Raw genomic sequence first — 22,639 nt, 5'->3', positions numbered from 1 at the left:
AACAGGAGCTGAATCGTGATTCCCGGTGGTGGCCAGCCCAATATGCAGCAGCTGCTCCAGCAGGCCCAGAAGATGCAGCAGGACCTCGCCAAGGCCCAGGAAGAGCTGGCCCGGACCGAGGTCGAGGGCCAGGCCGGCGGTGGTCTGGTCAAGGCGACGGTGACCGGCTCCGGCGAGCTGCGCGGCCTCGTCATCGACCCGAAGGCCGTCGACCCCGAGGACACCGAGACCCTCGCCGACCTGGTCGTCGCGGCGGTCCAGGCGGCGAACGAGAACGCGCAGACGCTCCAGCAGCAGAAGCTCGGCCCGCTGGCCCAGGGCCTGGGCGGCGGAGGCATCCCGGGGCTTCCCTTCTAAGGAAGCCCCACCACAACTAACGTACGTACTACTCAGCGGCTGGCATGCTCAGCGGCACAGCACCATCAAGCAGAAGTCGGAAGGCACTCCGTGTACGAAGGCGTGGTCCAGGACCTCATCGACGAGCTCGGCAGGCTGCCGGGCGTCGGTCCCAAGAGCGCGCAGCGGATCGCCTTCCACATCCTGCAGGCGGAGCCGACGGACGTACGGCGTCTCGCGCAGGCACTGATGGAGGTCAAGGCGAAGGTCCGCTTCTGCGCGACCTGCGGCAATGTGGCGCAGGAGGAGCTGTGCAACATCTGCCGCGACCCGCGCCGCGACCTGACGGTGATCTGCGTCGTCGAGGAGCCCAAGGACGTCGTCGCGGTCGAGCGGACCCGCGAGTTCCGGGGCAAGTACCACGTGCTCGGCGGGGCGATCAGTCCCATCGAGGGCGTCGGCCCGGACGACCTGCGGATAAGGGAACTCCTCGCCCGCCTCGCCGACGGCACGGTCACCGAGCTGATTCTGGCCACGGACCCGAACCTGGAGGGCGAGGCCACGGCGACGTACCTCGCCCGCATGATCAAGCCGATGGGCCTCAAGGTCACCCGCCTGGCCAGCGGGCTCCCGGTCGGGGGCGACCTGGAATACGCGGACGAGGTCACGCTCGGCCGCGCCTTCGAGGGGAGACGACTCCTAGATGTCTGACGCCACACTGAACGCCGTCAAGGACCATCCGGACGACTTCGCGGTCCAGATCTCGGACCAGATCGAGTCCTTCCTCGTCGCGGTCGCCGAGGTGGCGAAGGGCGACGAGCCGGACTCGGCCGTCCCCTTCCTGCTCCTCGAGGTCTCCCAGCTGCTCCTCGCGGGCGGGCGGCTCGGCGCGCACGAGGACATCGTCCCCGACGAGCGCTACGAGCCCGACCTCGGCCCCGAGCCGGACGTCGACGACCTGCGCCAGAAGCTCGCCACGCTCCTGGAGCCGATCGACGTCTACTCCGAGGTCTTCGACCCGTACGAGCCCCGCAAGGCGCCGGTCGCCTGCCGGATCTCGGACGATCTGGCCGACGTCATGGCCGACCTGCGCCACGGCATGGCCCACTACCGCTCGGGCCGCACCACCGAGGCCCTGTGGTGGTGGCAGTTCTCCTACTTCTCGAACTGGGGCTCCACGGCCTCCGGCGCCCTGCGCGCGCTCCAGTCCCTGGTCGCGCACGTCCGCCTCAACCAGCCGCTGGACGACCTGGACGGCCTCGACACCGACGAGGACCTCGCCGAGGACGCCCTCGCCGAGGCCGCGGGCAGGGTCATGGCGGAGGAGATCGCGGGTCCGCTGGGACTCCGTACGGTGAAATGACCCCCGCCCCGTGGGTGCTCGCCGGTGAAATGAACCGGCCGGTGAAGTGACCCACCCCACTTTTCCGGTTGCCGGGCCCGGGCGGGGGCATGCGCCTGTCCGAGCGGCCGGAGCGAGAAGCCCCCACCGGGTCCCTGTGCCTGGTGATCACCTTCTGAGCGGGACATCTCAGGATGTGGTATTCCCGGGGCTGATTTCGGCCGCTCGTTAGACTGAGCCGACCGAGACAAACTGAGCGAGGAGCGCACGTGGGCCTTGTCGTGCAGAAGTACGGAGGCTCCTCCGTAGCCGATGCCGAAGGCATCAAGCGGGTCGCCAAGCGAATCGTCGACGCCAAGAAGAACGGCAACCAGGTGGTTGTCGTGGTGTCCGCGATGGGCGACACGACGGATGAGTTGATCGATCTCGCCGGGCAGGTATCCCCGATCCCTGCCGGGCGCGAATTCGACATGCTGCTGACCGCCGGAGAGCGGATCTCCATGGCCCTGCTGGCCATGGCGATCAAAAACCTGGGCCACGAGGCCCAGTCGTTCACGGGCAGTCAGGCCGGCGTCATCACCGACTCGGTCCACAACAAAGCCCGGATCATCGATGTGACCCCGGGACGGATCAGGACGGCGCTCGACGAGGGCAACATCGCCATCGTCGCCGGGTTCCAGGGCGTCAGCCAGGACAAGAAGGACATCACCACGCTCGGCCGTGGCGGGTCCGACACGACGGCCGTCGCCCTCGCCGCGGCGCTCGACGCCGAGGTGTGCGAGATCTACACCGACGTCGACGGCGTGTTCACCGCCGACCCGCGCGTCGTGAAGAAGGCGCGGAAGATCGACTGGATCTCCTTCGAGGACATGCTGGAGCTCGCCAGCTCCGGGTCGAAGGTGCTGCTCCACCGCTGTGTGGAGTACGCGCGCCGCTACAACATCCCGATCCACGTACGCTCGTCCTTCTCGGGACTGCAGGGCACCTGGGTCAGCAACGAACCGCACTTTGATCAAGGGGACCAGAAGGTGGAGCAGGCCATCATCTCCGGTGTCGCTCATGACACCTCCGAGGCGAAGATCACCGTCGTCGGTGTCCCGGACAAGCCCGGGGAGGCCGCGAACATCTTCCGCGCCATCGCGGACTCCCAGGTCAACATCGACATGATCGTGCAGAACGTGTCCGCGGCCTCGACCGGCCTGACGGACATCTCCTTCACTCTCCCGAAGACCGAGGGCCGCAAGGCCATCGACGCCCTGGAGAAGACGAAGTCCGCGGTCGGCTTCGAGTCCCTGCGCTACGACGACCAGATCGCCAAGATCTCCCTCGTGGGCGCCGGTATGAAGACGAACCCGGGTGTCACGGCCGGGTTCTTCGAGGCGCTCAGCGACGCGGGCGTCAACATCGAGCTCATCTCGACCTCCGAGATCCGCATCTCGGTCGTCACGCGCGCGGACGATGTGAACGAGGCCGTGCGCGCCGTGCACACCGCCTTCGGCCTCGACTCGGACTCCGATGAGGCCGTGGTCTACGGAGGCACCGGCCGCTGATGGCTCGGACCGACAGGCCGACACTCGCGGTCGTGGGAGCGACCGGGGCCGTCGGCGCGGTCATGCTCCAGATCCTTTCGCAGCACGCGGACATCTGGGGCGAGATCCGTCTGATCGCCTCCCCCCGCTCGGCCGGCCGCAAGCTGGCCGTGCGCGGGGAGGAGGTCGAGGTCATGGCCCTGAGCGAGGAGGCCTTCGACGGCGTCGACGTCGCGATGTTCGACGTACCCGACGAGATCTCCGCGCAGTGGGCGCCCGTCGCCGCCTCCAAGGGGGCGGTCGTCGTCGACAACTCGGCCGCCTTCCGCATGGACCCGGACGTGCCGCTCGTCGTGCCCGAGGTCAATCCGCACGCCGCGCGCGTGCGGCCGCGCGGCATCGTCGCCAACCCCAACTGCACGACCCTGTCGATGATCGTCGCCGTCGGGGCGCTGCACGCCGAGTTCGGGCTGCGCGAGCTGGTCGTCTCCAGCTACCAGGCCGTCAGCGGGGCCGGCCGCGCCGGGATCGACACCCTGCGCCAGCAGATGTCGCTCGTGGCCGGTACGGAACTCGGGACGAACCCCGGCGACGTACGCCGCGCCGTCGGCGACAACACCGGCCCCTTCCTCGAGCCCGTGGCGCTCAACGTCGTGCCGTGGGCCGGGTCCCTGCGCGAGGACGGCTGGTCCTCCGAGGAGATGAAGGTGCGGGACGAGTCCCGCAAGATCCTCGGCCTGCCTCACCTCAAGGTCGCGGTGACGTGCGTACGCGTCCCCGTCGTCACCACGCACTCCCTGACCGTCCACGCCCGCTTCCAGAGCGAGGTCACGGTCGACAAGGCGCGCGAGATCCTCGCGACCGCGCCCGGGGTCGTGCTCTTCGACAACCCGGCGGCCGGTGAGTTCCCCACGCCCGCCGATGTGGTGGGCACCGACCCGACCTGGGTCGGCCGCGTCCGGCGCTCCCTCGACGACCCGGCCGGGCTCGAGTTCTTCGTGTGCGGGGACAACCTGCGCAAGGGCGCGGCCCTCAACACCGCGCAGATCGCCGAGCTGGTGGCCCAGGAGTTCCCGCCCGCCGCGTGAGTTCGGCCTCTTCACCGTCCGGAAACCGGACTTGGTCTTCTTTTATCCGGCGCGCTTTATAGGATCTGTGAAGGACCTGTGGGCGATCGGTGGTCTAACCACTTGAACGCGCCGGTCCGCACGCCCGAAGATTCGTCGAAGATCCCTCCCCGTTCCGTGCAACCGCGCACGGGACGGGGAGCGTCTTTGCGATCGCCTTTCGGGGGCGTAGGGCCTAGGGGCGCCAGGGGAAACTGGGGCATAGGGGAAGAGCGGGTACGCATGAGGGCACTTGACGCAGCGTCATGGATGATGCCTGCCGCAAACAGGACGCCTGTCGCGTACAACCCTGACGGGGGGAAGCGTGTCCAACAGGCGTGGCAGAGGTACTCGATTTCACAGCGGTTCAGGCGAGGGGTGCAGCCCTTCGCCCGCCCCGGCGTCCCCGGATGTCCGGTTCGTCCGGCGGCATGCCGGTGATCGCCCCCATGCCAGCAGCGCGGCCTGCCCGCATACCCGCTCAGCGCGAAGGCGCTGAGGAGACGATGGCAGCAGGCACCACAGTCGACCATCTGACCGAGACCTATCGCGCCCACTACCGGTCGCTCCTCGGTCTCGCGGCCCTGCTCCTGGACGACACGGCCTCCTGCGAGGACGTCGTGCAGGAGGCGTTCATCAGGGTCCACTCCGCGCGCAAGAGAGTGCGCGATCCCGAGAAGACGCTCGCGTATCTGCGGCAGACGGTCGTGAACCTCTCGCGCTCCGCCCTGCGCCGCCGCATCCTCGGCCTGAAGCTTCTGACGAAGCCGATGCCCGACATGGCGAGCGCGGAGGAGGGGGCGTACGACCTGCTCGAGCGCGACGCGCTGAAGCAGGCGCTGCGCGGGCTCCAGCGCCGCCAGCGCGAGGTCCTCGTCCTGCGCTACTTCGCGGACATGACCGAGGCACAGGTGGCGGAGGCCCTGGGCATCTCCCTCGGTTCCGTGAAGGCGTACGGATCCCGGGGCATAGCGGCGCTCCGCGTCGCCATGGAGGCCCCCGCATGAGCAGCGACAAGCACCGCAGTGATCGGGATGAGCAGAACAAGCGTGTGGGATCCGGGGATGGAACTGTGAATCACGGCCCCGGCCAGGACGACGGCCTTTTCGACGGGCCCGAGGATCCCTTCGGCCGCCCGGACTCCGAGGGCGGCCCGGACTCTCCTGACCCCCTGGACTCCCTCGGCGGTGACGAGCTGGCGCTGCGGCGCCTGTTGCACCAGGCCGTGGAGGAGATCGAGCCGAAGAACGGGACGCTCGACCATCTGCGCCGCGCCGTGCCGGCCCGGCGAGCCCGCAAGCGGCAGGCCGTCGTCGGTGTGGCGGCCGCGGCCCTGTTCATCGGCACGGCGATCCCCGCGCTCGTCCATGTGACGGGCCAGAGCGGGTCGAACGACCACCCGTCCATCGCCGGCAACAGCGAGGCGACGCGCGGCGGTACGGGCTCCGGGAAGGGGCCCGACGGCGGCGAGAGCGGCACGGGGAGCCCGTCGGGCAAGTCCAAGTCCAAGGACAAGGACGGCAAGAAGGGCAAGCTCGGCGACAAGGGCAAGGGTGCGGGCGGTGGTGCCACCGGCGGCCCCGATCCCGCGAGCACGGCGGCCGCGAGCTCCCCGGTCTGCGGGCCGGCCGACCTCGGCGGCGCCCCGGCGAGCCTCGGCGCCGCCGACGCGGGCGGCAAGGTCTACGGCTCCTTCCGCGTCACGAACGTCTCCCAGGCGAACTGCTCCGTGGACGCCCCCGGCACCGTCTCCGTCGTTGCCCAGGGCGCGGCCGACCCGACCAAGGTCAACGTCGTCGACCACACGGCGGGTGACGCCGCGACCGGGCTGCCCGACCCGTCGACGGAGCCCAGCCAGCTCATCCTCGAACCGGGCATGTCGTACGAGGTCCGCTTCGCGTGGGTGCCGTCCGCGAGCTGCCCGACCACGGGAGGCGGGGGCGACGCGTCGCCCAGCCCGACCCCGTCCGGCGGCACCACGGGCGACGCGACGGGCTCGAACCCGGACCAGAGCGGCCTGTCCACGCAGCTGGTGGCGGAGGGCCCCACTGCCGACGGAAGCGTCGCGGTCTCCCACACGGCGGAAGCGGGCACGCCCTCGTCCAGCACGACGATCCCCAACGCGTGCGCGGGAACGGTGTACCGCACGGGCGTCTTGCCGGCGTCTTAAGGGCGAGACCCGTTCATGCCGCTGCGGTGAGACGCGGTGGACGCGGGGAGGTGCTGGGCACCTCCCCCTCCCGCCTGGACGGTGATCGGCCGCTGCGGTGATCAGCCGCGGCGGCTCTTCCCGGCGGTTTGGGACTAGCCTCGGGCCGTCTCGGGGCTCGCGGGCTCCGGGGCGCCTGCCGCGTCCGCGGCCGTGCCGGTCGCATCGGATTCCGTGAGCCCCAGCGCAGCGTCCCGCTCGAACTCCGCCTCGCGGCGCAGCAGGCGGAACCACATGAAGATCACAAAGCCCGCGAAGACGAACCACTCCCCGGTGTAGCCCAGGTTCTGGAACGCCTTCAGGTCGAGGCCGCTGCCCTGCGGCGCCGTCGCCGGTACCGCCGTCATCCCGGAGTCCGCCTTGTCGAGCGTGACCCAGGCGTCATAGACGTCGTACGGGACGAGGTTCACCAGGGACGCCGCGCTGATCGCGCCGAGCTGTCCGGCCGGCAGGCCACCCGCGGCGGACGCCCCGCCCGAGCCCGGGCTCTCGGAGGCCTGGAGCGCACCGGTGACGGTGACCTCACCCCGGGGTGCCGCGGGAGCCTTCGCGGCGCTCGCCGCACCGGGCACCCACCCACGTACGACGGGCAGCGCCTTGCCGGCGCGCCCCTCCGTGCGCAGCAGCGTCACCACGTAGAAGCCGGTCCTGCCGTCGAGTTCACGGTCGGGGACCAGAAGCTGCTTGCCGTAGTGCCCGGTCGCGGTGGCCCGCTTGCCGGACGTCTTCTGGTCCACGGGCAGCAGGGAGCCGAGCGGCCGGGGCGCGGCCTTCTCGTTCGCCGTCGACTGCGCCGAGGCGTCCTTGTGGCCCTGCACCCGGTCCTCGAAGCGGCCGAGCTGCCAGGAGCCCATGAAGATGCAGAAGGGGATGGCGAGCACGACGAACACGTTGATCCCCCACCACCGGGGGGTCAGGAGGAACCGGTACACCCTCCCCACGGTACGGCTCCCGCACGAGGACCCGGGCCGCGGGGTGGGCCCGGTCCCGGGCGGGAGCGCCGCCGCGTCCGTCAGCTCAGATGCCGCGCCGCGAAGTCCAGCTCCAGCCGCACCTGCTTGATCCGCTCCTCCACGACGAGCGAACCGTGCCCCGCGTCGTACCGGTACACCTCATGCGTGGCGCCGCGCGCCACGAGCCGGTCCACATAGTTGTCGATCTGGCGGATCGGGCACCGCGGGTCGTTGACCCCCGCCGAGATGTAGACCGGGGCCTTCACCTCGTCCACGTACGTCAGCGGGGACGACGCGGTGAAGCGGTCGGGGACCTCTTCCGGGGTGCCGCCGAACAGCGTGCGGTCCAGCGCCTTGAGGGCCTCCATCTCGTCGTGGTACGCCGTGACGTAGTCCGCGACGGGCACGGCCGCGAGGCCCACCGCCCAGACGTCCGGCTGGGTGCCGACGCCGAGGAGCGTGAGGTACCCGCCCCACGAGCCGCCCGCGAGGACGAGCCGGTCCGGGTCGGCGAGCCCGGACGACACGGCCCACTCGCGGACCGCCGAGACGTCCTCCAGCTCGATGAGGCCGACGCGGTGCTTGAGCGCGTCCGTCCACTCGCGCCCGTATCCGGTCGAGCCCCGGTAGTTGACCCGGACCACCGCGTACCCGTGGTCCACCCAGGCCGCGGGTCCCGCCGCGAACGAGTCGCTGTCGTGCCAGGTCGGCCCCCCGTGCACCTCGAACACGGTGGGCAGGGGCCCCGTGGCCCCCGCCGGCTTCTGGACGAGGGCGTGGATGCGGCCGCCGGGTCCCTCGACCCACACGTCCTCCACCGGCACGGACACCGGCGCCTTGAGCCCGGGCGGATCGAGGACCACGCCGCCCGACGTGGACCGGACGACCGACGGCTCGGCGGCCGACGACCACAGGTACTCCACACTGCCGTCGGGCCGGGCCGTCGCCCCCGACACCGTGCCCGGCGGCGTCTCGACGCGGGTCGGCGCGCCCGAGCCGAACTCGTAGCGCCACAGGTCGCTGCGGGCCTCGAAGCTGTGCGCGACCAGGAGCGCGGAGCCGTCCGGATACCACTCGGCGGAGACGTCACCGGGCAGGCCGAGGGCGAGATCGGTCTCCTCGCCCGACGCCACGTCCCACACCATCGGCTCCCAGCGCCCGCGCCGCTGATGCCCGACGAGGAGACGGGTGTCCCCGTCCACCGGAGCGAAGCCGAGGACTTCCAGGCCCAGCTCCTGCGAGCCGCCCTTGGTGTCGTCGAGCTCGGCGACCGTCGTCCCGTCGGGCCGCACCACACGCAGCGCCGAGTGCATGGCGTCCCCGTGCTCCGTGTGCTCGATGGCGATGAGGGTGCCGTCGTGCGAGAGGTCGCCGACGCCGGCCGACTCGCGGTGCCGGTAGATCTCCTGGGGCGCGCCGCCGGCACGGACGACATGGATCGTCGTGCCGTCCTCGTCCGTGGAGCGGCCCACGACCGCCGTCGAGCCGTCCCTCCCGATGGCCAGGCCCGCCGGGTACGAGGCTTCGAGCCCGTCCACCGCGGGGACGTCTTCGCCCCCGGCGAAGGGCTGGCGCAGCCAGACCCCGAACTCGTCCCCGTCCTTGTCGCTGAACCACCAGATCCACTCGCCGTCGGGGGACAGCACGCCGTCCGTCGTCCCGTTTGGCCGGTCCGTCGCTCTGCGCTGCTCGCCCGTCGCCCGGTCCCACGCGTACAGCTCGTACGTCCCCGTCGCGTTCGACACGAACAGGGAGCGGTCCGGTGCGTCCTCCGCCCAGTCGGGCAGGGACACCCGCGGCGCACGGAAGCGCTTCTCCCAGTCCGGCATGGATCCGTCGCCCGCCCCCCGAGGGGCCCCGTTGCTCTCAGTCATGGCCCCATAGTGCCTCCACGGGCCGACAATCCGCTGGCGAGGTTCCCCAGCCTGTGGATAACTTCCCGGCCATGTACTCCCTCGGAGCGACGAAGGGGACGAAGGTCTGACCCCCTCACACGGGCGGCTCGGCAGGGGCCGGGCCGAGGGTCGTGGTGCCGGGCGCGGCGCGGTGTCCGAGACCCGTGCGGTACGTGTCGAGGGCGGCGTCGATACGGCCTGTGCGGCGGTAGAGGTCGCCGAGCAGGCGGCACAGGTCGGCCAGGTCGCCCGCCGCGCCCGCCCGTTCGAGCAGGCTCAGCGCGGTGACGTAGTGCTCCTCCGCGGCCTCGGCCGCCGCCGTCGCCGGGCCACTCCCCTCGGGGGCGCCCGCGGCCCCCGACTCCTCCGCGATGATGCCGAGCAGCCGGTGCGCGCCCGCCGCGTGGACGGCGCCACGCTCGGGGTTCAGATCGCCGAGCAGGGCCCGCAGCAGCGCGGCCGCCTCGTCGCTGCTGCCCCTGCGGCGCAGCACGTCGGCCAGCTCGACCTCGACCTGCGTCGTGTAGAGCACCGCCCGCTTGGCCGACAGCATGTCGCGCGCGGTCCTCAACTCCCGTTCCGCATCGGCGAGTCGGCCGTTCTGGGCGTGGACGTAACCGCGCATCCAGTGGCAGTGCGCGAGTTCGGTGCGGATCTGGAGCCGCTGGTACAGCTCGGCGGCCTTGCTCAGGGACGCGTCGGCCTCCGCGGCGCGGCCCTCGGCGAGGAGTGTGCGGGCCACCGAGCGGTGCATCTTGGCGACGAGCACGGGGTCCCCGGCCTGCGGGGCCAGCGAGAGCGCGAGCTCGGCGGCCTGCGCGGCGCGCGCGTGGGCGCCCATGTCCATGTACGGGGCGATGGTCGCCGTGTAGAGCAGCAACAGGGCGTCCGGATCGTGCAGGCCGCTGGTGTTCAGCTCGTCGAGGGCGGACTCCAGGAGGTAGCACGCGTACCGCAGCTCTCCGGAGAGGTAGTGCGCGACGGCACGCGCGCGTACGACGGGGGCGCGCTGAGGCAGTGGCGCGCCGGCCGCGACGAGCAGCGCCTCGGCGGTTTCGAAGTGGCGGTGTGCGTCGGGGAGTTCGCCGGTCTCCAGGGCGCACTCGCCGAGACCGAGTTCGGCGGCGGCCTGTTCGGCGGCGAGGCCGTGCCGCTCGGCCTCGGCGCGCAGCTCCTCGTACAGGACGGCTGCCTCCTCGGCGGCGCCCGTGGTGAGGCCGCGCTGGGCCTCGGTGAGGCGCAGGCGCAGCCGGGTGGCGAGGTGGGCGGGCTGCCCCGTCGTGAGCTCCTCGTACGTCACGCCGAGCCGCTCGGCGACGTGCCGCAGAGCGGCCTCGGAGGGGCGTACGCGGCCCGCTTCCAGGGTGGAGATGTAGGCGGGCGTGTAGGCGGGCTCGGCGACCTGACGCTGAGTCAAACCGCGATCCGTACGCAGACGGAGGACGCGGCGGCCTATGGGTTCGTCGGCGGGCCCGGCGGGCTCGGCGGGCTCGGCGGCCTCGGCGGGCTCGGCGGCCTCGGCGGCCTCGGCGGGCTCGGCGGGCTCGGCGGGCTCGGCGTCCGGTGCGAGGCCGGGTTCCTCGTCCGGTACGGGGCCGGGGCCACCCGCCTCCGGGGTGCTGTCATGCGTCATCGTGCGGCGCGCCGCCCTTCCTGTCCCGCTCCGTGGTCCCGCTCCCGCAACTTTCGCTCGCCGCAGGGCACTTGAGTCTCACCCCTTGTCAGCCGCCACGCCACCCCCTAGGTTGATCGATCGATTAAGTCTGATTAACCCAGCACTTATGTCTCCTACTTGAGTACCCGAGGTCCTCGTGCCGATACCCAAGTCCCCGCGCCGTCCCCTGCCCGCCGCGCTCCTCGCCGGTGTACTCGCGGCCGCCGCCCTCGGTGGCGCGGGCCTCGCCGGTCGCGCCGACGCCGCCGAAGCCGCGGGCGGCCCCGACACGGGGACCCGCACGGTCGAGTACTTCGCCGACTCCCACGGAGAGGGCCGTCACGTCCAGGTTCCGGCGGCCGTACCGGCGGAGATCCGCAAGGAGAAGCGCACGCCCGCGACGGCAGCCCCGGACGGCGAGGTCACCGCGCTTCAGAAGACGGGCCCCTCCGAGGGTCGCCTCGACCTCGTGATCATGGGCGACGGCTACACGGCGGACCAGCAGGAGGACTTCAGGCAGGACGCCGAGTCCAAGCTCGATTCGATCTTCGCGATCGAGCCGTACAAGAGCTACAAGGGCCTCTTCAACTTCTGGCTCGTCAACACGGTCTCGAACGAATCGGGTGTCTCCGGAGACCCCACCCAGGACGTCGTCAAGGACACCGCGCTCAGTAGTTACTTCTTCTGTGACGACGTCGAGCGGCTGCTGTGCATCGACGAGAAGAAGGTCGACTCGTACGCGCAGCAGGCCCCGGACTCCGACATCGTCTTCGTCGTCTCGAACGCCACGAAGTACGGCGGCGCCGGTTACGGCGGCCTCCAGTCGACCGCCGGGCACACCGGCATCGCCACGATGTCCTCCGACAACGACCGCTCGTACCTGATCGGCGCCCACGAACTGGGTCACTCCATAGGCCTGCTGGCCGACGAGTATCAGTACGCGGGTTACGGCAGGTACCCCGGCGCGGAGCCCGTCGAGCCCAACACCAGCATCCTGACGGCGGACGGCATGTCCGGCGCCAAGGCCAAGTGGTACCGCTGGCTCGGCGAGAGCGACCCGGCGGGAGGGACCGTGGGCGCGTACGAGGGCGGCGGCTACTACGAGTACGGGATCTACCGCCCGACCCAGAACTCGATCATGCGTTCCCTGGACACCGAGCAGTTCAACCTCGTCGGCCGCGAGGCGATGATCGCCGGCTTCTACCGCGACGCCGACGTGCTCACGGCCCGCACACCGACCACCCGCAGCCTGCGCCCCCAGGACCACATCCGCGTGGACCTCGCACCGCTCGCCAAGGGCCTGTCCGACGTGCGCGTGCACTGGTACGTCGACGGGGTCGAGGTGCGCCGCGCCGCCGCCGAGCGCACCGTCACCGGCAAGGAGCTCGGCGCGCGCAAGGGCACGCACACCATCACCGCGACCGCCGTCGACAACAGCGCGTCACTCCGGGACCCGGCCGCGATCCGGGCCGCGTCCAACAGCGTCAGCTGGACGGTGAAGACGGGCAAGTGACGCCCCCACGCGCGCGTGGGGGCCGGTTCAGCGGCCGGTCTCGCCCTGTGCGACCTCCACGCCCGCGTGCAGGTCGTGGGCCGCGTCGGCGACGGCGCCGGCCGAGAGCACCGCGCACACCAGGAGCGCGCCGGCCAGCGCGCGCCGCAGCGCCCTGCGCGGGCGGGCCGCCGCGGCACTCGTGGTCAGCAGGGCGGTGACGCGCCGCGGCACGGGACCCGCCGCGACGGCGAGCGCCGTACGGGGCCGTGACCCGGCCCCCGGGACGCGGGCCGCGGCGAGGGCGGCCCGGCCGATCGCCCGCGCGGTGAGCGCCCGGTCGCCCGTCGCGGTGGCGGCGGACTCGTCGGCCCAGCGCTCGAGCGCGTAGGCGAGCGGTTCGCGCAGTCCGCGCAGCATCGGGTGCAGGGTGACGGCCAGTTCGGCCGTCGCGAGGAACAGATGGTGGCGGCCCGCGAGGTGCGCGCGCTCGTGCGCGAAGAGCACCTCGCGCTCCCGTGCGTCGAGCGCCCGCAGCATCCCCGTCGTCACGACGATCCGGTCCGGGCGCCCCGGAAGGGCGTAGGCGTACGGGAGCTCGTCCGGCCGTACGGAGAGTTCGTCGGCGGCGGCGGAAGCGGCGCGGGCCGCCCGCATCTCGCGCCGCTGCCGCAGCCCCGTACGGACCAGCGCGAACGCGCCAGCCGTCAGCGCGAGCGCGGCGAGGACCGACGCGGGAACGAGCACCGGGGAGTCGTCGCCGAGGAGCGGTGGCGACAGATGCCCGAGGACGGCCACGGGAGGCAGTCGCAGCGCCCCGGCGGAGGCGAGGAGGCCGAGTGCGGCCGTGCTGGATCCGGCGAGGACTACGGAGAAGCCCGCCAGCGTCCAGGCCGCCGCGCGGGGCGGCAGCAACTCGGCGGCCCGGCGCGCGGCGGGCGCGGCGAGCAGCGGCATGAGCAGCGGGATCCAGACGGCGAAGATCATCGGCCGGTACCTCCGCGGTCGGCGCCCTCGGCGCCGCTGTCGGCTCCGCCGTCGAGCAGCGCGCGCAGCATCTGCTCGTCCTCGGTGCTGAGCTCGGAGACGAATCGGGCCAGGACCGTGCCGCGGTCCTCGTCCTTGTCGAGCTCGGCGTGCATGCGGCGGGCCGTGAGCCCATGCGCGTCCTGCGCGGGCCGGTACGCGTAGCCGCGGCCCGCGCGGTCACGGGTGACCGTCCCCTTGGCGTGGAGCCGGGTCAGGATCGTGGTCACGGTGGTGCGGGCCAGGTCGTCGGCGAGTGCCCGCTGCACCTCGCCGGGGGTGAGCGGTGTCTCGGCGGCCCAGAGCGCGGCGAGGACGCTCGCCTCGAGCTCGCCCGCGGGACGCCGTTCCTGCTCCTCGGCCATGGGAACGATCCTCCGCTCTTCGTCGTCTACAGTTGAGTAGACCGTCTACACGACTGTAGTCGTATGGTCGGCGCGCCGACTCTCGGTCGCCGTTCAGCCCATTATGAGACGACTGAGAGGAGCGGCCCCCATGGCCGTAGACCCCTTCGCCGCCGCCCAAGCGGTGAACGTGCTGGACGCGGGCTCCCTCCTGGCCGCCTTCGGCGCCCTCGGTGTGGCCGCCGTCCTGTTCGCGGAGACCGGGCTGCTCGTCGGGTTCTTCCTGCCGGGCGACTCGCTGCTCTTCACGGCCGGCCTGCTCTGCGCGGGCGGCTCGCACGGGCCTGTCCACCTCTCGCTGCCGCAGGTCCTGGCCGCCGCGGTCGTGGGCGCGCTGGCCGGGGCGCAGGCGGGGTACTGGATCGGGCGGCGCGGCGGCCCCGCGCTCCTCGCCCGCAGCAGAGCCAAGCGGCTGCACGAGGGGGCGGCCCGTGCAGAGGAGCTGCTCGATCGGTACGGCCACGCCAAGGCGATCGTCCTGGCCCGCTTCGTCCCCGTCGTCCGTACGGTGCTCAACCCGCTGGCCGGAGCACTCGGGGTGCCGGCGCGGGTCTTCACGGTGTGGCAGATCGTCGGCGGCCTCGTCTGGACGGTCGGCCTGGTCCTCGCGGGCTACGGACTCGGCTCGTCGGTGCCGAACGTCGACCGGTACCTCCTGCCGATCGTCGCCCTCGTGGTCATCGTCTCCCTGATCCCGCTCGCCCTGGAGGTGTGGCGCTCCCGCGCCAGGTCACGCGAGCGCCGCGCCGCGGAGGAGGGCACATCGTGACCGCACCTCTCGCCTTCGGCGGCGCGTCCGTGGACGGGGGTCTCTACACATGGGTGACCGACCTGGCGCACAGCACCCCGCACGCGGTGGACGCCGTCGTGTCCGGCTGGTCGGACTACGGGCTCGCGCTCTTCGCCGTACTGATGATCGCGGCGTGGTGGCGCGCGAGAGGCGAGGGCGGCGTCCGGATGGCCCGGGTCCTCGCGTCCCCGGTCATCGTCGTCGTCGCCTACGCGGCGAATTCCGTACTCAAGTCGGTCGTCGACGAACAGCGCCCGTGTCGCACGCTCCACACGGTCACCGTGGAGGCGTGCCCGGCACTCGGGGACTGGTCGTTCCCCAGCAACCACGCGGTGATCGCCGCCGCGGCAGCCGTCACGCTGTTGCTCGCGGACCGCCGCATCGGCCTGATCGCGGTCCCGGCGGCGGTCCTCATGGGCGCCTCCCGGGTGTGGATCGGCGTGCACTACCCGCACGACGTGGCGGTGGGCCTGGCCGTAGGCGCCACCCTGGCCCTCCTGCTCACCCCACTCGCGACCCGCGCCGCCCCACAGGTGGACCGCCTGAGATCGACCCGCCTACGGCCCCTGGTGTCGACACAGTGACAGGGAGGGGCACGACGAAACAGGGCGGCGCCCCATACCCGTAGACCTGCCCGTAGACCTGCCCGAGGACCGGAATCCCGAGGGCCCTGGATACGGCGGACGCCGCCCTGCTGATGTCGCGGCCGACGGAGTTACTACCGGCGACCTCGATCCGCCCGTTGTTCTCCGCGGCGGCCGCGGAGCCGGCCGCGGACGCAGGAGCAGGCACCTGCCCCTTGGCCGAAGCCCCCGAACTCGACGCCGACCCCGACCTCGACCCCGACGTGAGCCCCTTCAGGAGCGACGCCAGGTCGACCCCCCGTGGTGGAACTGAGGAGTTCGACGCCCTGCGCGACGTTGTCGGCGACCGTACGCGACAGCTGGCTCGCGCCGTCCGTCGAGATCACCGTCATCTTGTCCACGGCGCTCAGCGGCTCGGACGCCTTCGCGACGACGCTCGGCAGCACCTCGACGACCATCTGGAGCACCGCGGCGTCGCCGCAAGGAGCTGCGCGCCGACCTGGTCCACCACGCGGTGGGCCCCCTGCACGACGACGCGGCGATGCTTCTCCTGCGCCACCGCCACGAAGAGCTGTCCGCCACCGCGCCACCATTCGTGCCCTCCGCCCCGCAATAATTCGCGGCACGAATTACCGATGATTTTCGGCGCAGGCAGCCGTGCACAACAGAACTCGGCCGGCCTATTCCACTGGAATCCCCATAAATCGGGGTCCGTCGGATGGATTCCGTTAAGGCCGTTACCTGGGCGGGGCGAGTCCGTTGAACCCGGTATGCGGACGCGATCATGCGGCCGTATCCGTCCAGCAGAAGGAGAACGTGATGTCTCGCATCGCGAAGGCCGCCGCTGTCGCGCTCGGCACCGGCGCCGTGGTGATCAGCGGTGCCGGCCTGGCCATGGCCGACGCCGGCGCCCGGGGTGGCGCTGCCGACTCGCCCGGCGTCATCTCGGGCGACGCCGTCCAGGTCCCGGTCCACATCCCGGCCAACGTCTGCGGCAACACCGTGGACGTCATCGCTCTGCTGAACCCGACCTTTGGCAACCCCTGCGCCAACGTTGAGGCCCACGACAACGGCGGCGACAACGGCGGCGACGAAGGCGGCTACGGCGGCTGACACCCCGACAAAGGCCCCCGGCGCGGATGCGCGGGGGCCTTTTCTCATGAGCGACGCGGATTAGGCGTACCGATACAAATGCCCGTGCTCGATCATGGAACTCGGCTTCACTTTCCAGGGCGGCATCGGCTCGTCAAGAGTCACGACACGCCCCGCCGCCGTCCCTCCGGCCGGCAAATAGGGGGCCGAGTCGGGGTATTTCCGGTGCCAGCGTGACCAGAGCAGATCGACGAACGCGTGGTTGAACCAGAAGACCGGATCGTTCACCGAGCCCGCCCCGAGCATGTGCCCGCCGACCCACCGGTGCACCTGGTTGTGGTTACGGAACTTGCTGTTCCCCACCCCCGACGTCCAGCCCTCGAGCTTGTTGCGGAAGCCGTGCGATGACGTCGAGTTCCACGGCGCTGAGTCGTACAGCGAATCCCGCATCGCCCAGGCCAGTTCGTCCTTCGTGGGCAGCTCGATCGGATCGTGGGGGCGGCCGAAGTCCCGGGTCAGGAACTCGCCCTCCGTCACGCCCTCCTTGATGGGCCAGTGCCCGCTCCCGTAGGCGAAAGGACCCGTCATCACCCGCCGGTCGGAGCGTCGGCCGTTCCCGCCGAGGAACCCCTCGCCCCACAGCGACGACGTCGGGGAGCGGTCCACCGTCCAGTCCCAGTAAGGGACGGAGACTCCAGGATCCACTCGCTGCAGGGCGCCTTCGAACTCGAGGAGGAACTGCCGGTGCCAGGGCAGAAATGTCGGCGCCATGTGCGCGACCCGCTGTCCGCCGTCCCCGTCACCGACGTAGAACGCCACATGCATGCGCACGAATTCGTCGTACTGCCCCTTGCGTTTGACCGCGAGCAGCGCGGACACGAACCGCTTCTTCTGCGCCGCCGTGAGCGAGCTCTGGTTCTGCCGCGTGTACACCAATGCTGTCCCCCTTCTTCAACTTCGGTTGTGCCGTGGCGCTCAGAGCGCGTGCCGGCGCAGCATCTGGTCGCCGAGCTCGTCCACGGCACCCCTCGCCGCGGCCAGGGGGGTGGGATACGACTGGTAGTGGTCGACCATGCTCAGATAACTGCCGTCGGCGCGGCGCATCAGATGCAACGGCCGGCCGTCCACCGTGACGTCCCAGCGCCCGGACCGCTGCCCGATGTGTGCGCGCATCATCGAGCCCTGCCCTCGTGCCCCGCGGATGTGGCGGCCGCGGTAGGTCTCCTCGAAGTCCCCGCCGACCGCGTCCTTCAGGTCGTCCTGCGGGTGGCGGAAGGCCCGGCCGACGAGAGCGGCGGCCGGCACCACGGCGGCGGCGAGCGCGACCCCGATCAGCCGCCGCACCACGGTCCGGCGCGTCACAAGCCTCCGGCCGGCAGGACCGAGACCGACAGGCGGGTTACCGGCTTCCACTGGCGTCTCCTCTTCCGGACCTCAGCGTGCGGGTCACGCGATGTCGAGCGCCGCTCCCGGCGCCGTCGTCAGAAGCGGCGTGACGAGCCCGGCCTCGGGCAGTGCCACGCCCGGCAGCCCGAACCGGTCGCCGATCGGGCCGGTGAGCGGCGGGTTCACCGACGCCCCGGGGGTGGCCGTCCGCACGTCGGACCCCGCGGTGGTCAGGCCCAGGTGATCGATCTTGTGGTCTCCGGTCACCTGGGAAAGCGGTGCCTCGACCCGCGTGTCGGGCAGCTCGCTGCTGAGCGGAACCGCCGGCAGCAGGGGCTCGGGAAGCATCCGCCCGGCCACGAAGCGCGGGGCATCCGGCCCGCCCGGCACCGGGATCGGCACCCCGGTCGACAGCTCGGGCGCCTTCACGTGCAGCGCGTTCTCCACGCCGGTCAGCGGAACCGCTACGGGTACCTGCTCGCCCGCGGCAGCGGGAGCGGCGCCCGCGCCCGCGGCGGCGAGGCAGCCGGCCAGTACAGCGAGCGTCCCTCTGGCAGTTGACTTCATGTCGGACACGGATCCTTTCGGGCTTCGCGGTACTTGTCACCGCGAAAGGAGTAACGACCGGACGGGTGGTATCAGTGCAAACTTCGCCCGCCCGGTGCAATCGGCCGATGTATGTATCAGCTGGTCCAGAAGTCCCACCAGCGGGTCAGGATCAGCATCCCGATGATCCCGACGTGCAGCACCGGCACGACCCACGTGAACTCACCGAAGAACGAGCGCAGCCAGGACGGCGCGGGCAGGAACCCGTTGCGCACGTTGAACGACGTCACATACCAGAACATGACGATCGTGGCGACCCACGCCAGAGAGCACCACAGGCACAGCGAGTTGATCCGGTACAGCGACTGGAACTGCAGCCACGTGCAGAATCCGACCCCGAACAGCGTGCCCGCGTTGAACGTCAGCCAGTACCAGCGCGGGAACCTCGCCCGCCCCAGCAGGCTCATCCCGACACAGATCACGACGGCGTAGGCCGCGAGCCCCAGCATCGGGTTCGGGAACCCGAACACCGACGCCTGGTCGCTCTTCATGATGTTCCCGCAGGACACCACGGGGTTGAGGCTGCATCCCGGCGTGAAGTTCGGGTCCTCGAGCAGCTTGAACTTGTCGATCGTGATGACCCACGCCGCGAGCAGCCCCGCCGCACCGGTGATCACCAGAAGCAGCGCGAAACCCAGGGAACGGGACTCCGGGGCGGCGCGCGGCGACTCGACCGAGCTGTCACTGTGCCGAGTTGGGCCCGACTGCCGAGGCATCCGGGCCGGGCGTCCCTCGGTGTTCGTGGTTCCCATGGGCCACTTCCTTCTGGTCAGACGCGCAGCTTGCGTACGGGGAGCAGGCAGTGGGCCGCGCCGGTCAGCGTCGCCTCGTCGCCCGCGAACGAGGCGAGATCCTCCTCGGCGACCGGGGTGCCGGGCACCGCCGAGGTCCAGGGGCGCGTGGTGAACACGAAGTACGCGTAACCGCGTTCGGCCGCGGCGGCCAGCCATTCGGGCGGCGCGACGCACTGGGCGTTGAGATACGGCATGTTGACGACGGCCTGGCCGGCCTCGACGAGCAGCGAGACGGGGAAGCTGGGCTTGCCCGCGGCGTCCACGACCTTGCCGACCGGCAGACCGTTGTTCTCCAGCAGAGCCCGTACCGCTTCGGTGGATGCCTCCTGCCCGCCCGCACCGTCTCCCAGGGAGTAGGCCAGCAGGAAGGGCATGTCCCCTGCCTCGTCCGGGTGTTCGCCGCTCCACGCGATGACGGCGAGGGTGCCCAGATCGATGGCGCGGAAAGCGCGGTTCTCAGTCGGCGTTGAAGTCACCACGGCAGCGTAGCCACGCTCGACGGGCGCCCCGGCGACCTTTCACCCGCTTGGGGGAACGGCCCCCACTCGAACGAGAATGGGGCCGCGGCGGACATGCCGAGAGGCCGATCCGGGGCCGCTCGGCGCGGTGGGACCAGCCTCTCGTCGGCCTGTGTGCCGCTTCGCGCCAAGAGTGCGCGAAGGAGTGTGTCAGCCGTTGTGGCCGCTGTTGCCGAAGGCCGGGTTGAGACCGGCGATGCCGTTGACGGTGTTCCCTACGACGTTGTCCGGAACGTCGACGGGCACCTGGGCGACATTGCCCGAACCGACGCCGGGAGAGCCGGCCGCCGCACCCTCTGCGCCGGCGCCGCCGTGGGCGAAGGCGCTGCCCGAAGCGGCGCCCGCAGCGAGACCGGCGGCAGCGATGACCAGGGCGGCCTTCTTGGCGGTGTTCATCACTGAAACCTTCCCGACAGGGGGTTTTTGCAGCCCATGAAGCTGGTTGCGCGGCGGGTGACAGGAACGCACCCGCGCAGATCGCTACTTGCCGAGGGGAAGGCCGCCGAGAAGTCCGGCCGGGGCGCCGGCGTCGTTCACGTTGTCCGCCGTGTTCTGCACCGTGTTGAGGACCGAACCGCCCCGCTCCGTGTCGAGCATGTTGGTGTGCAGCGGCTGGGCGTCGAGCACCGACTGGTGGCTCAGGGTGTCGATCGCGCCGTTGAGGCTCGTCGGCGTGAGGTCGGAGGCGAACGCGGGTGCGGCTGCACCGGCGATGACCATGGATCCGGCGACGACGACGGCGGCCTTCAGGGGCTTCATCATGTTCCTTCCTTGGGGTGACGATTTGTCACCAGCGACGGAATGTCCAACGAGCGTCCCCGGCAACGGAAACTCTGAGGTCAGGGGATTTGCCGAACCCACTCGAAGGAAGGGCCGTGGAGTTCTCATATGAGATTTAGGAAGAGGTGAATTGTCGGCGCAGGGCGTCGATCAGGCACGGCCGGGACATGAAAACCCCGCCGCGCCGGTACGGGACCGGCGCGGCGGGTGGGTGGGGTGCCCGCTTGGCCACGGGCGCGCCCCCGTCAGTTGGGCAGGGCGGCAGTCTGGGGGAGCGCCGGCGTCTTCGGGAGCGTGGCGGTGGACTGCCGGGACGCCGTGGACGGGAGCGGGAGTCCGGTCGACGGGAGTGTGGGGAGCTTGGGCAGGCCGGGCAGCGTCGGCGCGGGCAGACCGCCGCCGAGCGGGGTGGCCGCGAGCAGGTTCACCAGGGCGGTGACGACGTTCGTGGCCGCGGTGGCGACGCCCGCGACGTCACCCGCGGTCGACGCCTTGAGCAGCGCGTCGACGGCGGTCTGGAGCGCGGTCAGGGCGTCGCCCTTCACGTCCATCCGGGCCGCCTTGGCGTCGTCGGGGCTGGCCGACTTCGGTGTTGTGGTGGTCGCGGGGACGGTGGCCTTGGCGGCGTCGATGGCCGCCTTGATCGCGTCCGCGTGCTTCTGTGCCGCCTCGGCGGACAGCTTTCCGTCGTCGGCCTCGAGGACCTCGGTGAGCAGGTCCGTGACCGGGGTCACGACGGAACTCATGCTGCCGAGTGCGCCTACCTGGCCCAGCAGCGCATCCGCTCCGGGAACCGGTGCGCGCAGTGCCTCGACGCTGCTGGAGCTTCCCGGGTCGCTTTCGGCGGCTATCGCGGGAACGGCGGTGCCGAGGAGGATCGTCGCGCAAAGAGCGGTGGTAGCAATGCGCCGTACGGGCTGATGGGGTATGTGTGTTCCCTTTCGGTGATGTGTGTCCGATCTTGTGACCACCGTGGGATGGCTGATCGCACTGCGCAACCGAACGGCGACACGCCGTGCGCGATCGCCCTCGTCTCCCGGCGTGTCGTGCCAGGTGGGGCGCCCGTTCGGGTGTCTCTGAGGCCCTCCCCCATACGGCGCAACGAACGCAAGAACGGCCGCCCCGAACGGGGCGGCCGCGGAAGGGTCCGGGGGAACCGGATCAGTTGGCGCAGTGGCTGCCGAACGTCGGGTTCAGCAGGCCGATCACATCGACCGTGTCGCCGCAGAGGTTCACGGGGACGTGGACGGGGACCTGGACGGTGTTGCCCGAGACCACGCCGGGGGAGTGGGTGGCGGCACCCTGCGCGTCACTGCTGGCGGCGGCGACGCCGGCGGAGCCGGCCAGAGCGGCGGCGGCGACGGTGGAAAAGACAAAAGCCTTCGCGGTACGCGACATGGAGAAGTGCTCCTCGGTCGGTTGATACGTCTCCGGGGCAGGCGCCCGGCTCGTGGATCAACGCGCGCCACCCGTGTGGGGTTGCGCTCCCGATCGGGTGACTGCGCGGCGCAGACTTCACCGCGTTCACCATTCCGACACACATGCCGGGTTTCCCAGATAAATACTCATCTGTCGCTACAGTGACTCACCTCCCAGCCCGGCGAGGCGGGGCGCAGAAGTGCTTCCCGCCCAATGTGACTTTCGCATCCTCATTCCGTGATTCAGAAGCTCTTTGTCCCTGAAAGGGAATCGGTCATGCGCCATCACCTGGGCTCGCTCCTGCGCCGTACGGCGGTGTGCGCCATTTCTCTTGCCGCGGATTCCGCGGCGTGTGGCGCCGCGGCCCGTTCGGGTGGGGCGAACGGGCGGGTCGGCATGGTCGCGCACAAGGGCGGCCGGGGCGTGAAGGGCGACGCGCCGAGTGTCTTCCTGGGGCGCCGGGCCCGGCCCGTCGCGCTGGGGAACGCGGCCGACCCGGCCGACACCGTGCTCAATTCGAGCATCAGTGAACCGGGACGCGCGCAGCCGCGAAGGGTCCCCGCGTACGCCAACACCCTCGGCTACGACTCGGATGTCTTCACGCTCGGCCGGAGCGTCAGGCGGCGGGGGCCGGGGCTCGGCCCCCGGATGACATCGCGGCGGGACACGGCCTGGACCGGCGTGCTCCTCGCAGCGGTCGACGCCAGGCCCTAGCGCGTTTCCC

Annotated in this window: 26 protein-coding genes and 1 pseudogene; 12 read left to right on the top strand and 15 right to left on the bottom strand. The window is 71.1% G+C overall.

The window, feature by feature from the left end; genetic code table 11:
* Nucleotides 1-15: 15 nt before the first annotated feature.
* From OG456_RS17190 to OG456_RS17160, 7 genes are all read left to right on the top strand, one after another.
* Nucleotides 16-357, top strand: coding sequence for a YbaB/EbfC family nucleoid-associated protein (locus tag OG456_RS17190; protein WP_116511762.1), 342 nt, complete (start codon nucleotides 16-18; stop codon nucleotides 355-357).
* 90 nt (nucleotides 358-447) lie between these two features.
* A complete protein-coding gene (recR, locus tag OG456_RS17185) occupies nucleotides 448-1,047 on the top strand; it encodes a recombination mediator RecR (protein ID WP_100596382.1) in 600 nt (199 codons plus the stop codon).
* Nucleotides 1,040-1,699, top strand: a complete 660-nt coding sequence (locus OG456_RS17180; RefSeq protein ID WP_266561919.1) for a DUF5063 domain-containing protein — start codon at nucleotides 1,040-1,042, stop codon at nucleotides 1,697-1,699. The genes recR and OG456_RS17180 overlap by 8 nt, the downstream gene beginning before the upstream one ends.
* 248 nt (nucleotides 1,700-1,947) lie before the next feature.
* The gene (locus OG456_RS17175; RefSeq protein WP_266561917.1) at nucleotides 1,948-3,228 is read left to right on the top strand and encodes an aspartate kinase; all 1,281 of its coding nucleotides are present in this window, start codon (nucleotides 1,948-1,950) and stop codon (nucleotides 3,226-3,228) included.
* Complete coding sequence (locus tag OG456_RS17170) at nucleotides 3,228-4,295, top strand: aspartate-semialdehyde dehydrogenase (RefSeq protein ID WP_266561915.1); 1,068 nt, start codon at nucleotides 3,228-3,230, stop codon at nucleotides 4,293-4,295. Before OG456_RS17175 ends, OG456_RS17170 begins: the two co-directional genes overlap by 1 nt.
* A 356-nt stretch (nucleotides 4,296-4,651) precedes the next feature.
* Entirely contained in the window at nucleotides 4,652-5,320 is a 669-nt protein-coding gene (locus OG456_RS17165) for a SigE family RNA polymerase sigma factor (RefSeq protein ID WP_323136338.1), read from the top strand.
* Nucleotides 5,317-6,483 carry a hypothetical protein gene (locus OG456_RS17160; RefSeq protein WP_266561911.1) on the top strand — a complete coding sequence of 389 codons (1,167 nt, stop codon included), beginning with the start codon at nucleotides 5,317-5,319 and terminating at the stop codon, nucleotides 6,481-6,483. Before OG456_RS17165 ends, OG456_RS17160 begins: the two co-directional genes overlap by 4 nt.
* A 134-nt stretch (nucleotides 6,484-6,617) precedes the next feature.
* Here OG456_RS17160 and OG456_RS17155 read toward each other — a convergent pair whose 3' ends face one another.
* The 3 genes from OG456_RS17155 to OG456_RS17145 all read right to left on the bottom strand — a co-directional run bounded on the left by OG456_RS17155 (nucleotide 6,618) and on the right by OG456_RS17145 (nucleotide 11,003).
* On the bottom strand, nucleotides 6,618-7,454 hold the full coding sequence (locus OG456_RS17155; RefSeq protein ID WP_266561909.1) for an SURF1 family protein: 837 nt from the start codon (nucleotides 7,452-7,454) through the stop codon (nucleotides 6,618-6,620).
* Between the two features lie 80 nt (nucleotides 7,455-7,534).
* Nucleotides 7,535-9,349, bottom strand: coding sequence for a prolyl oligopeptidase family serine peptidase (locus tag OG456_RS17150; RefSeq protein WP_266561907.1), 1,815 nt, complete (start codon nucleotides 9,347-9,349; stop codon nucleotides 7,535-7,537).
* Between the two features lie 115 nt (nucleotides 9,350-9,464).
* Complete coding sequence (locus OG456_RS17145) at nucleotides 9,465-11,003, bottom strand: helix-turn-helix transcriptional regulator (protein WP_266561905.1); 1,539 nt, start codon at nucleotides 11,001-11,003, stop codon at nucleotides 9,465-9,467.
* Between the two features lie 178 nt (nucleotides 11,004-11,181).
* Between OG456_RS17145 and OG456_RS17140 the strand changes: the two genes are divergently transcribed.
* On the top strand, nucleotides 11,182-12,537 hold the full coding sequence (locus tag OG456_RS17140) for a M64 family metallopeptidase (protein ID WP_266561903.1): 1,356 nt from the start codon (nucleotides 11,182-11,184) through the stop codon (nucleotides 12,535-12,537).
* Nucleotides 12,538-12,564: 27 nt separating this feature from the next.
* Here the strand turns inward: OG456_RS17140 and OG456_RS17135 are convergent, their stop codons facing one another.
* Both OG456_RS17135 and OG456_RS17130 read right to left on the bottom strand, forming a co-directional pair.
* The gene (locus tag OG456_RS17135) at nucleotides 12,565-13,503 is read right to left on the bottom strand and encodes a M56 family metallopeptidase (protein WP_266561901.1); all 939 of its coding nucleotides are present in this window, start codon (nucleotides 13,501-13,503) and stop codon (nucleotides 12,565-12,567) included.
* Nucleotides 13,500-13,907 (bottom strand): BlaI/MecI/CopY family transcriptional regulator, encoded by a 408-nt coding sequence (locus OG456_RS17130; protein WP_266561899.1) that lies wholly within the window; start codon nucleotides 13,905-13,907, stop codon nucleotides 13,500-13,502. Before OG456_RS17130 ends, OG456_RS17135 begins: the two co-directional genes overlap by 4 nt.
* 130 nt (nucleotides 13,908-14,037) lie before the next feature.
* On the opposite strand from OG456_RS17130, the gene OG456_RS17125 reads away from it, so the two are divergent.
* Together OG456_RS17125 and OG456_RS17120 are read left to right on the top strand one after the other, a co-directional pair.
* Nucleotides 14,038-14,715, top strand: a complete 678-nt coding sequence (locus OG456_RS17125) for a DedA family protein (protein ID WP_266561897.1) — start codon at nucleotides 14,038-14,040, stop codon at nucleotides 14,713-14,715.
* Nucleotides 14,712-15,320, top strand: coding sequence for a phosphatase PAP2 family protein (locus OG456_RS17120; protein WP_266561895.1), 609 nt, complete (start codon nucleotides 14,712-14,714; stop codon nucleotides 15,318-15,320). Before OG456_RS17125 ends, OG456_RS17120 begins: the two co-directional genes overlap by 4 nt.
* Nucleotides 15,321-15,591: 271 nt before the next feature.
* Here the strand turns inward: OG456_RS17120 and OG456_RS17115 are convergent.
* A pseudogene (locus OG456_RS17115) lies at nucleotides 15,592-15,799 on the bottom strand (flotillin domain-containing protein); the annotation flags it as partial.
* Between the two features lie 340 nt (nucleotides 15,800-16,139).
* Here OG456_RS17115 and OG456_RS17110 point away from each other — a divergent pair.
* A complete protein-coding gene (locus OG456_RS17110; protein ID WP_266561893.1) occupies nucleotides 16,140-16,433 on the top strand; it encodes a chaplin in 294 nt (97 codons plus the stop codon).
* A gap of 60 nt (nucleotides 16,434-16,493) precedes the next feature.
* Here the strand turns inward: OG456_RS17110 and OG456_RS17105 are convergent, their stop codons facing one another.
* The 9 genes from OG456_RS17105 to OG456_RS17065 all read right to left on the bottom strand — a co-directional run bounded on the left by OG456_RS17105 (nucleotide 16,494) and on the right by OG456_RS17065 (nucleotide 21,894).
* On the bottom strand, nucleotides 16,494-17,348 hold the full coding sequence (locus OG456_RS17105) for a tyrosinase family protein (RefSeq protein WP_266561891.1): 855 nt from the start codon (nucleotides 17,346-17,348) through the stop codon (nucleotides 16,494-16,496).
* A gap of 39 nt (nucleotides 17,349-17,387) precedes the next feature.
* Nucleotides 17,388-17,774: a tyrosinase family oxidase copper chaperone gene (locus OG456_RS17100; protein WP_323136337.1), complete on the bottom strand. Its 387-nt coding sequence runs from the start codon at nucleotides 17,772-17,774 to the stop codon at nucleotides 17,388-17,390.
* Nucleotides 17,775-17,858: 84 nt separating this feature from the next.
* Entirely contained in the window at nucleotides 17,859-18,365 is a 507-nt protein-coding gene (locus OG456_RS17095) for a hypothetical protein (RefSeq protein WP_266561888.1), read from the bottom strand.
* Nucleotides 18,366-18,481: 116 nt separating this feature from the next.
* Complete coding sequence (locus OG456_RS17090; RefSeq protein WP_266569306.1) at nucleotides 18,482-19,120, bottom strand: vitamin K epoxide reductase family protein; 639 nt, start codon at nucleotides 19,118-19,120, stop codon at nucleotides 18,482-18,484.
* Between the two features lie 53 nt (nucleotides 19,121-19,173).
* Entirely contained in the window at nucleotides 19,174-19,674 is a 501-nt protein-coding gene (locus OG456_RS17085; RefSeq protein WP_266561886.1) for a DUF5949 family protein, read from the bottom strand.
* A gap of 192 nt (nucleotides 19,675-19,866) precedes the next feature.
* Complete coding sequence (locus OG456_RS17080) at nucleotides 19,867-20,112, bottom strand: chaplin family protein (protein ID WP_266561884.1); 246 nt, start codon at nucleotides 20,110-20,112, stop codon at nucleotides 19,867-19,869.
* A gap of 84 nt (nucleotides 20,113-20,196) precedes the next feature.
* Nucleotides 20,197-20,475 carry a hypothetical protein gene (locus OG456_RS17075; protein ID WP_266569304.1) on the bottom strand — a complete coding sequence of 93 codons (279 nt, stop codon included), beginning with the start codon at nucleotides 20,473-20,475 and terminating at the stop codon, nucleotides 20,197-20,199.
* Nucleotides 20,476-20,741: 266 nt separating this feature from the next.
* Nucleotides 20,742-21,242: a hypothetical protein gene (locus OG456_RS17070; protein WP_266561882.1), complete on the bottom strand. Its 501-nt coding sequence runs from the start codon at nucleotides 21,240-21,242 to the stop codon at nucleotides 20,742-20,744.
* Nucleotides 21,243-21,657: 415 nt separating this feature from the next.
* Nucleotides 21,658-21,894 (bottom strand): chaplin, encoded by a 237-nt coding sequence (locus OG456_RS17065; RefSeq protein ID WP_266561880.1) that lies wholly within the window; start codon nucleotides 21,892-21,894, stop codon nucleotides 21,658-21,660.
* Nucleotides 21,895-22,191: 297 nt separating this feature from the next.
* On the opposite strand from OG456_RS17065, the gene OG456_RS17060 reads away from it, so the two are divergent.
* A complete protein-coding gene (locus OG456_RS17060) occupies nucleotides 22,192-22,629 on the top strand; it encodes a hypothetical protein (protein ID WP_266561878.1) in 438 nt (145 codons plus the stop codon).
* Nucleotides 22,630-22,639: the final 10 nt, after the last annotated feature.

The sequence above is a fragment of the Streptomyces sp. NBC_01446 genome (assembly GCF_026340095.1).
Classification (GTDB): Bacteria; Actinomycetota; Actinomycetes; order Streptomycetales; family Streptomycetaceae; genus Streptomyces; species Streptomyces aureus.
This window is presented reverse-complemented; position numbering and strand designations above follow the sequence as displayed.

Bases quoted from the DNA above. Each gene is read 5' to 3' on its own strand.
- OG456_RS17150 (WP_266561907.1), bottom strand. From the start codon at position 9,349: ATGACTGAGAGCAACGGGGCCCCTCGGGGGGCGGGCGACGGATCCATG.
- OG456_RS17180 (WP_266561919.1), top strand. From the start codon at position 1,040: ATGTCTGACGCCACACTGAACGCCGTCAAGGACCATCCGGACGACTTC.
- OG456_RS17090 (WP_266569306.1), bottom strand. From the start codon at position 19,120: ATGCCTCGGCAGTCGGGCCCAACTCGGCACAGTGACAGCTCGGTCGAG.
- OG456_RS17160 (WP_266561911.1), top strand. From the start codon at position 5,317: ATGAGCAGCGACAAGCACCGCAGTGATCGGGATGAGCAGAACAAGCGT.
- OG456_RS17065 (WP_266561880.1), bottom strand. From the start codon at position 21,894: ATGTCGCGTACCGCGAAGGCTTTTGTCTTTTCCACCGTCGCCGCCGCC.
- OG456_RS17130 (WP_266561899.1), bottom strand. From the start codon at position 13,907: ATGGCCGAGGAGCAGGAACGGCGTCCCGCGGGCGAGCTCGAGGCGAGC.
- OG456_RS17095 (WP_266561888.1), bottom strand. From the start codon at position 18,365: ATGAAGTCAACTGCCAGAGGGACGCTCGCTGTACTGGCCGGCTGCCTC.
- OG456_RS17080 (WP_266561884.1), bottom strand. From the start codon at position 20,112: ATGAACACCGCCAAGAAGGCCGCCCTGGTCATCGCTGCCGCCGGTCTC.
- OG456_RS17125 (WP_266561897.1), top strand. From the start codon at position 14,038: ATGGCCGTAGACCCCTTCGCCGCCGCCCAAGCGGTGAACGTGCTGGAC.
- OG456_RS17170 (WP_266561915.1), top strand. From the start codon at position 3,228: ATGGCTCGGACCGACAGGCCGACACTCGCGGTCGTGGGAGCGACCGGG.
- OG456_RS17075 (WP_266569304.1), bottom strand. From the start codon at position 20,475: ATGAAGCCCCTGAAGGCCGCCGTCGTCGTCGCCGGATCCATGGTCATC.
- OG456_RS17135 (WP_266561901.1), bottom strand. From the start codon at position 13,503: ATGATCTTCGCCGTCTGGATCCCGCTGCTCATGCCGCTGCTCGCCGCG.
- OG456_RS17060 (WP_266561878.1), top strand. From the start codon at position 22,192: ATGCGCCATCACCTGGGCTCGCTCCTGCGCCGTACGGCGGTGTGCGCC.
- OG456_RS17070 (WP_266561882.1), bottom strand. From the start codon at position 21,242: ATGAGTTCCGTCGTGACCCCGGTCACGGACCTGCTCACCGAGGTCCTC.
- OG456_RS17110 (WP_266561893.1), top strand. From the start codon at position 16,140: ATGTCTCGCATCGCGAAGGCCGCCGCTGTCGCGCTCGGCACCGGCGCC.
- OG456_RS17145 (WP_266561905.1), bottom strand. From the start codon at position 11,003: ATGACGCATGACAGCACCCCGGAGGCGGGTGGCCCCGGCCCCGTACCG.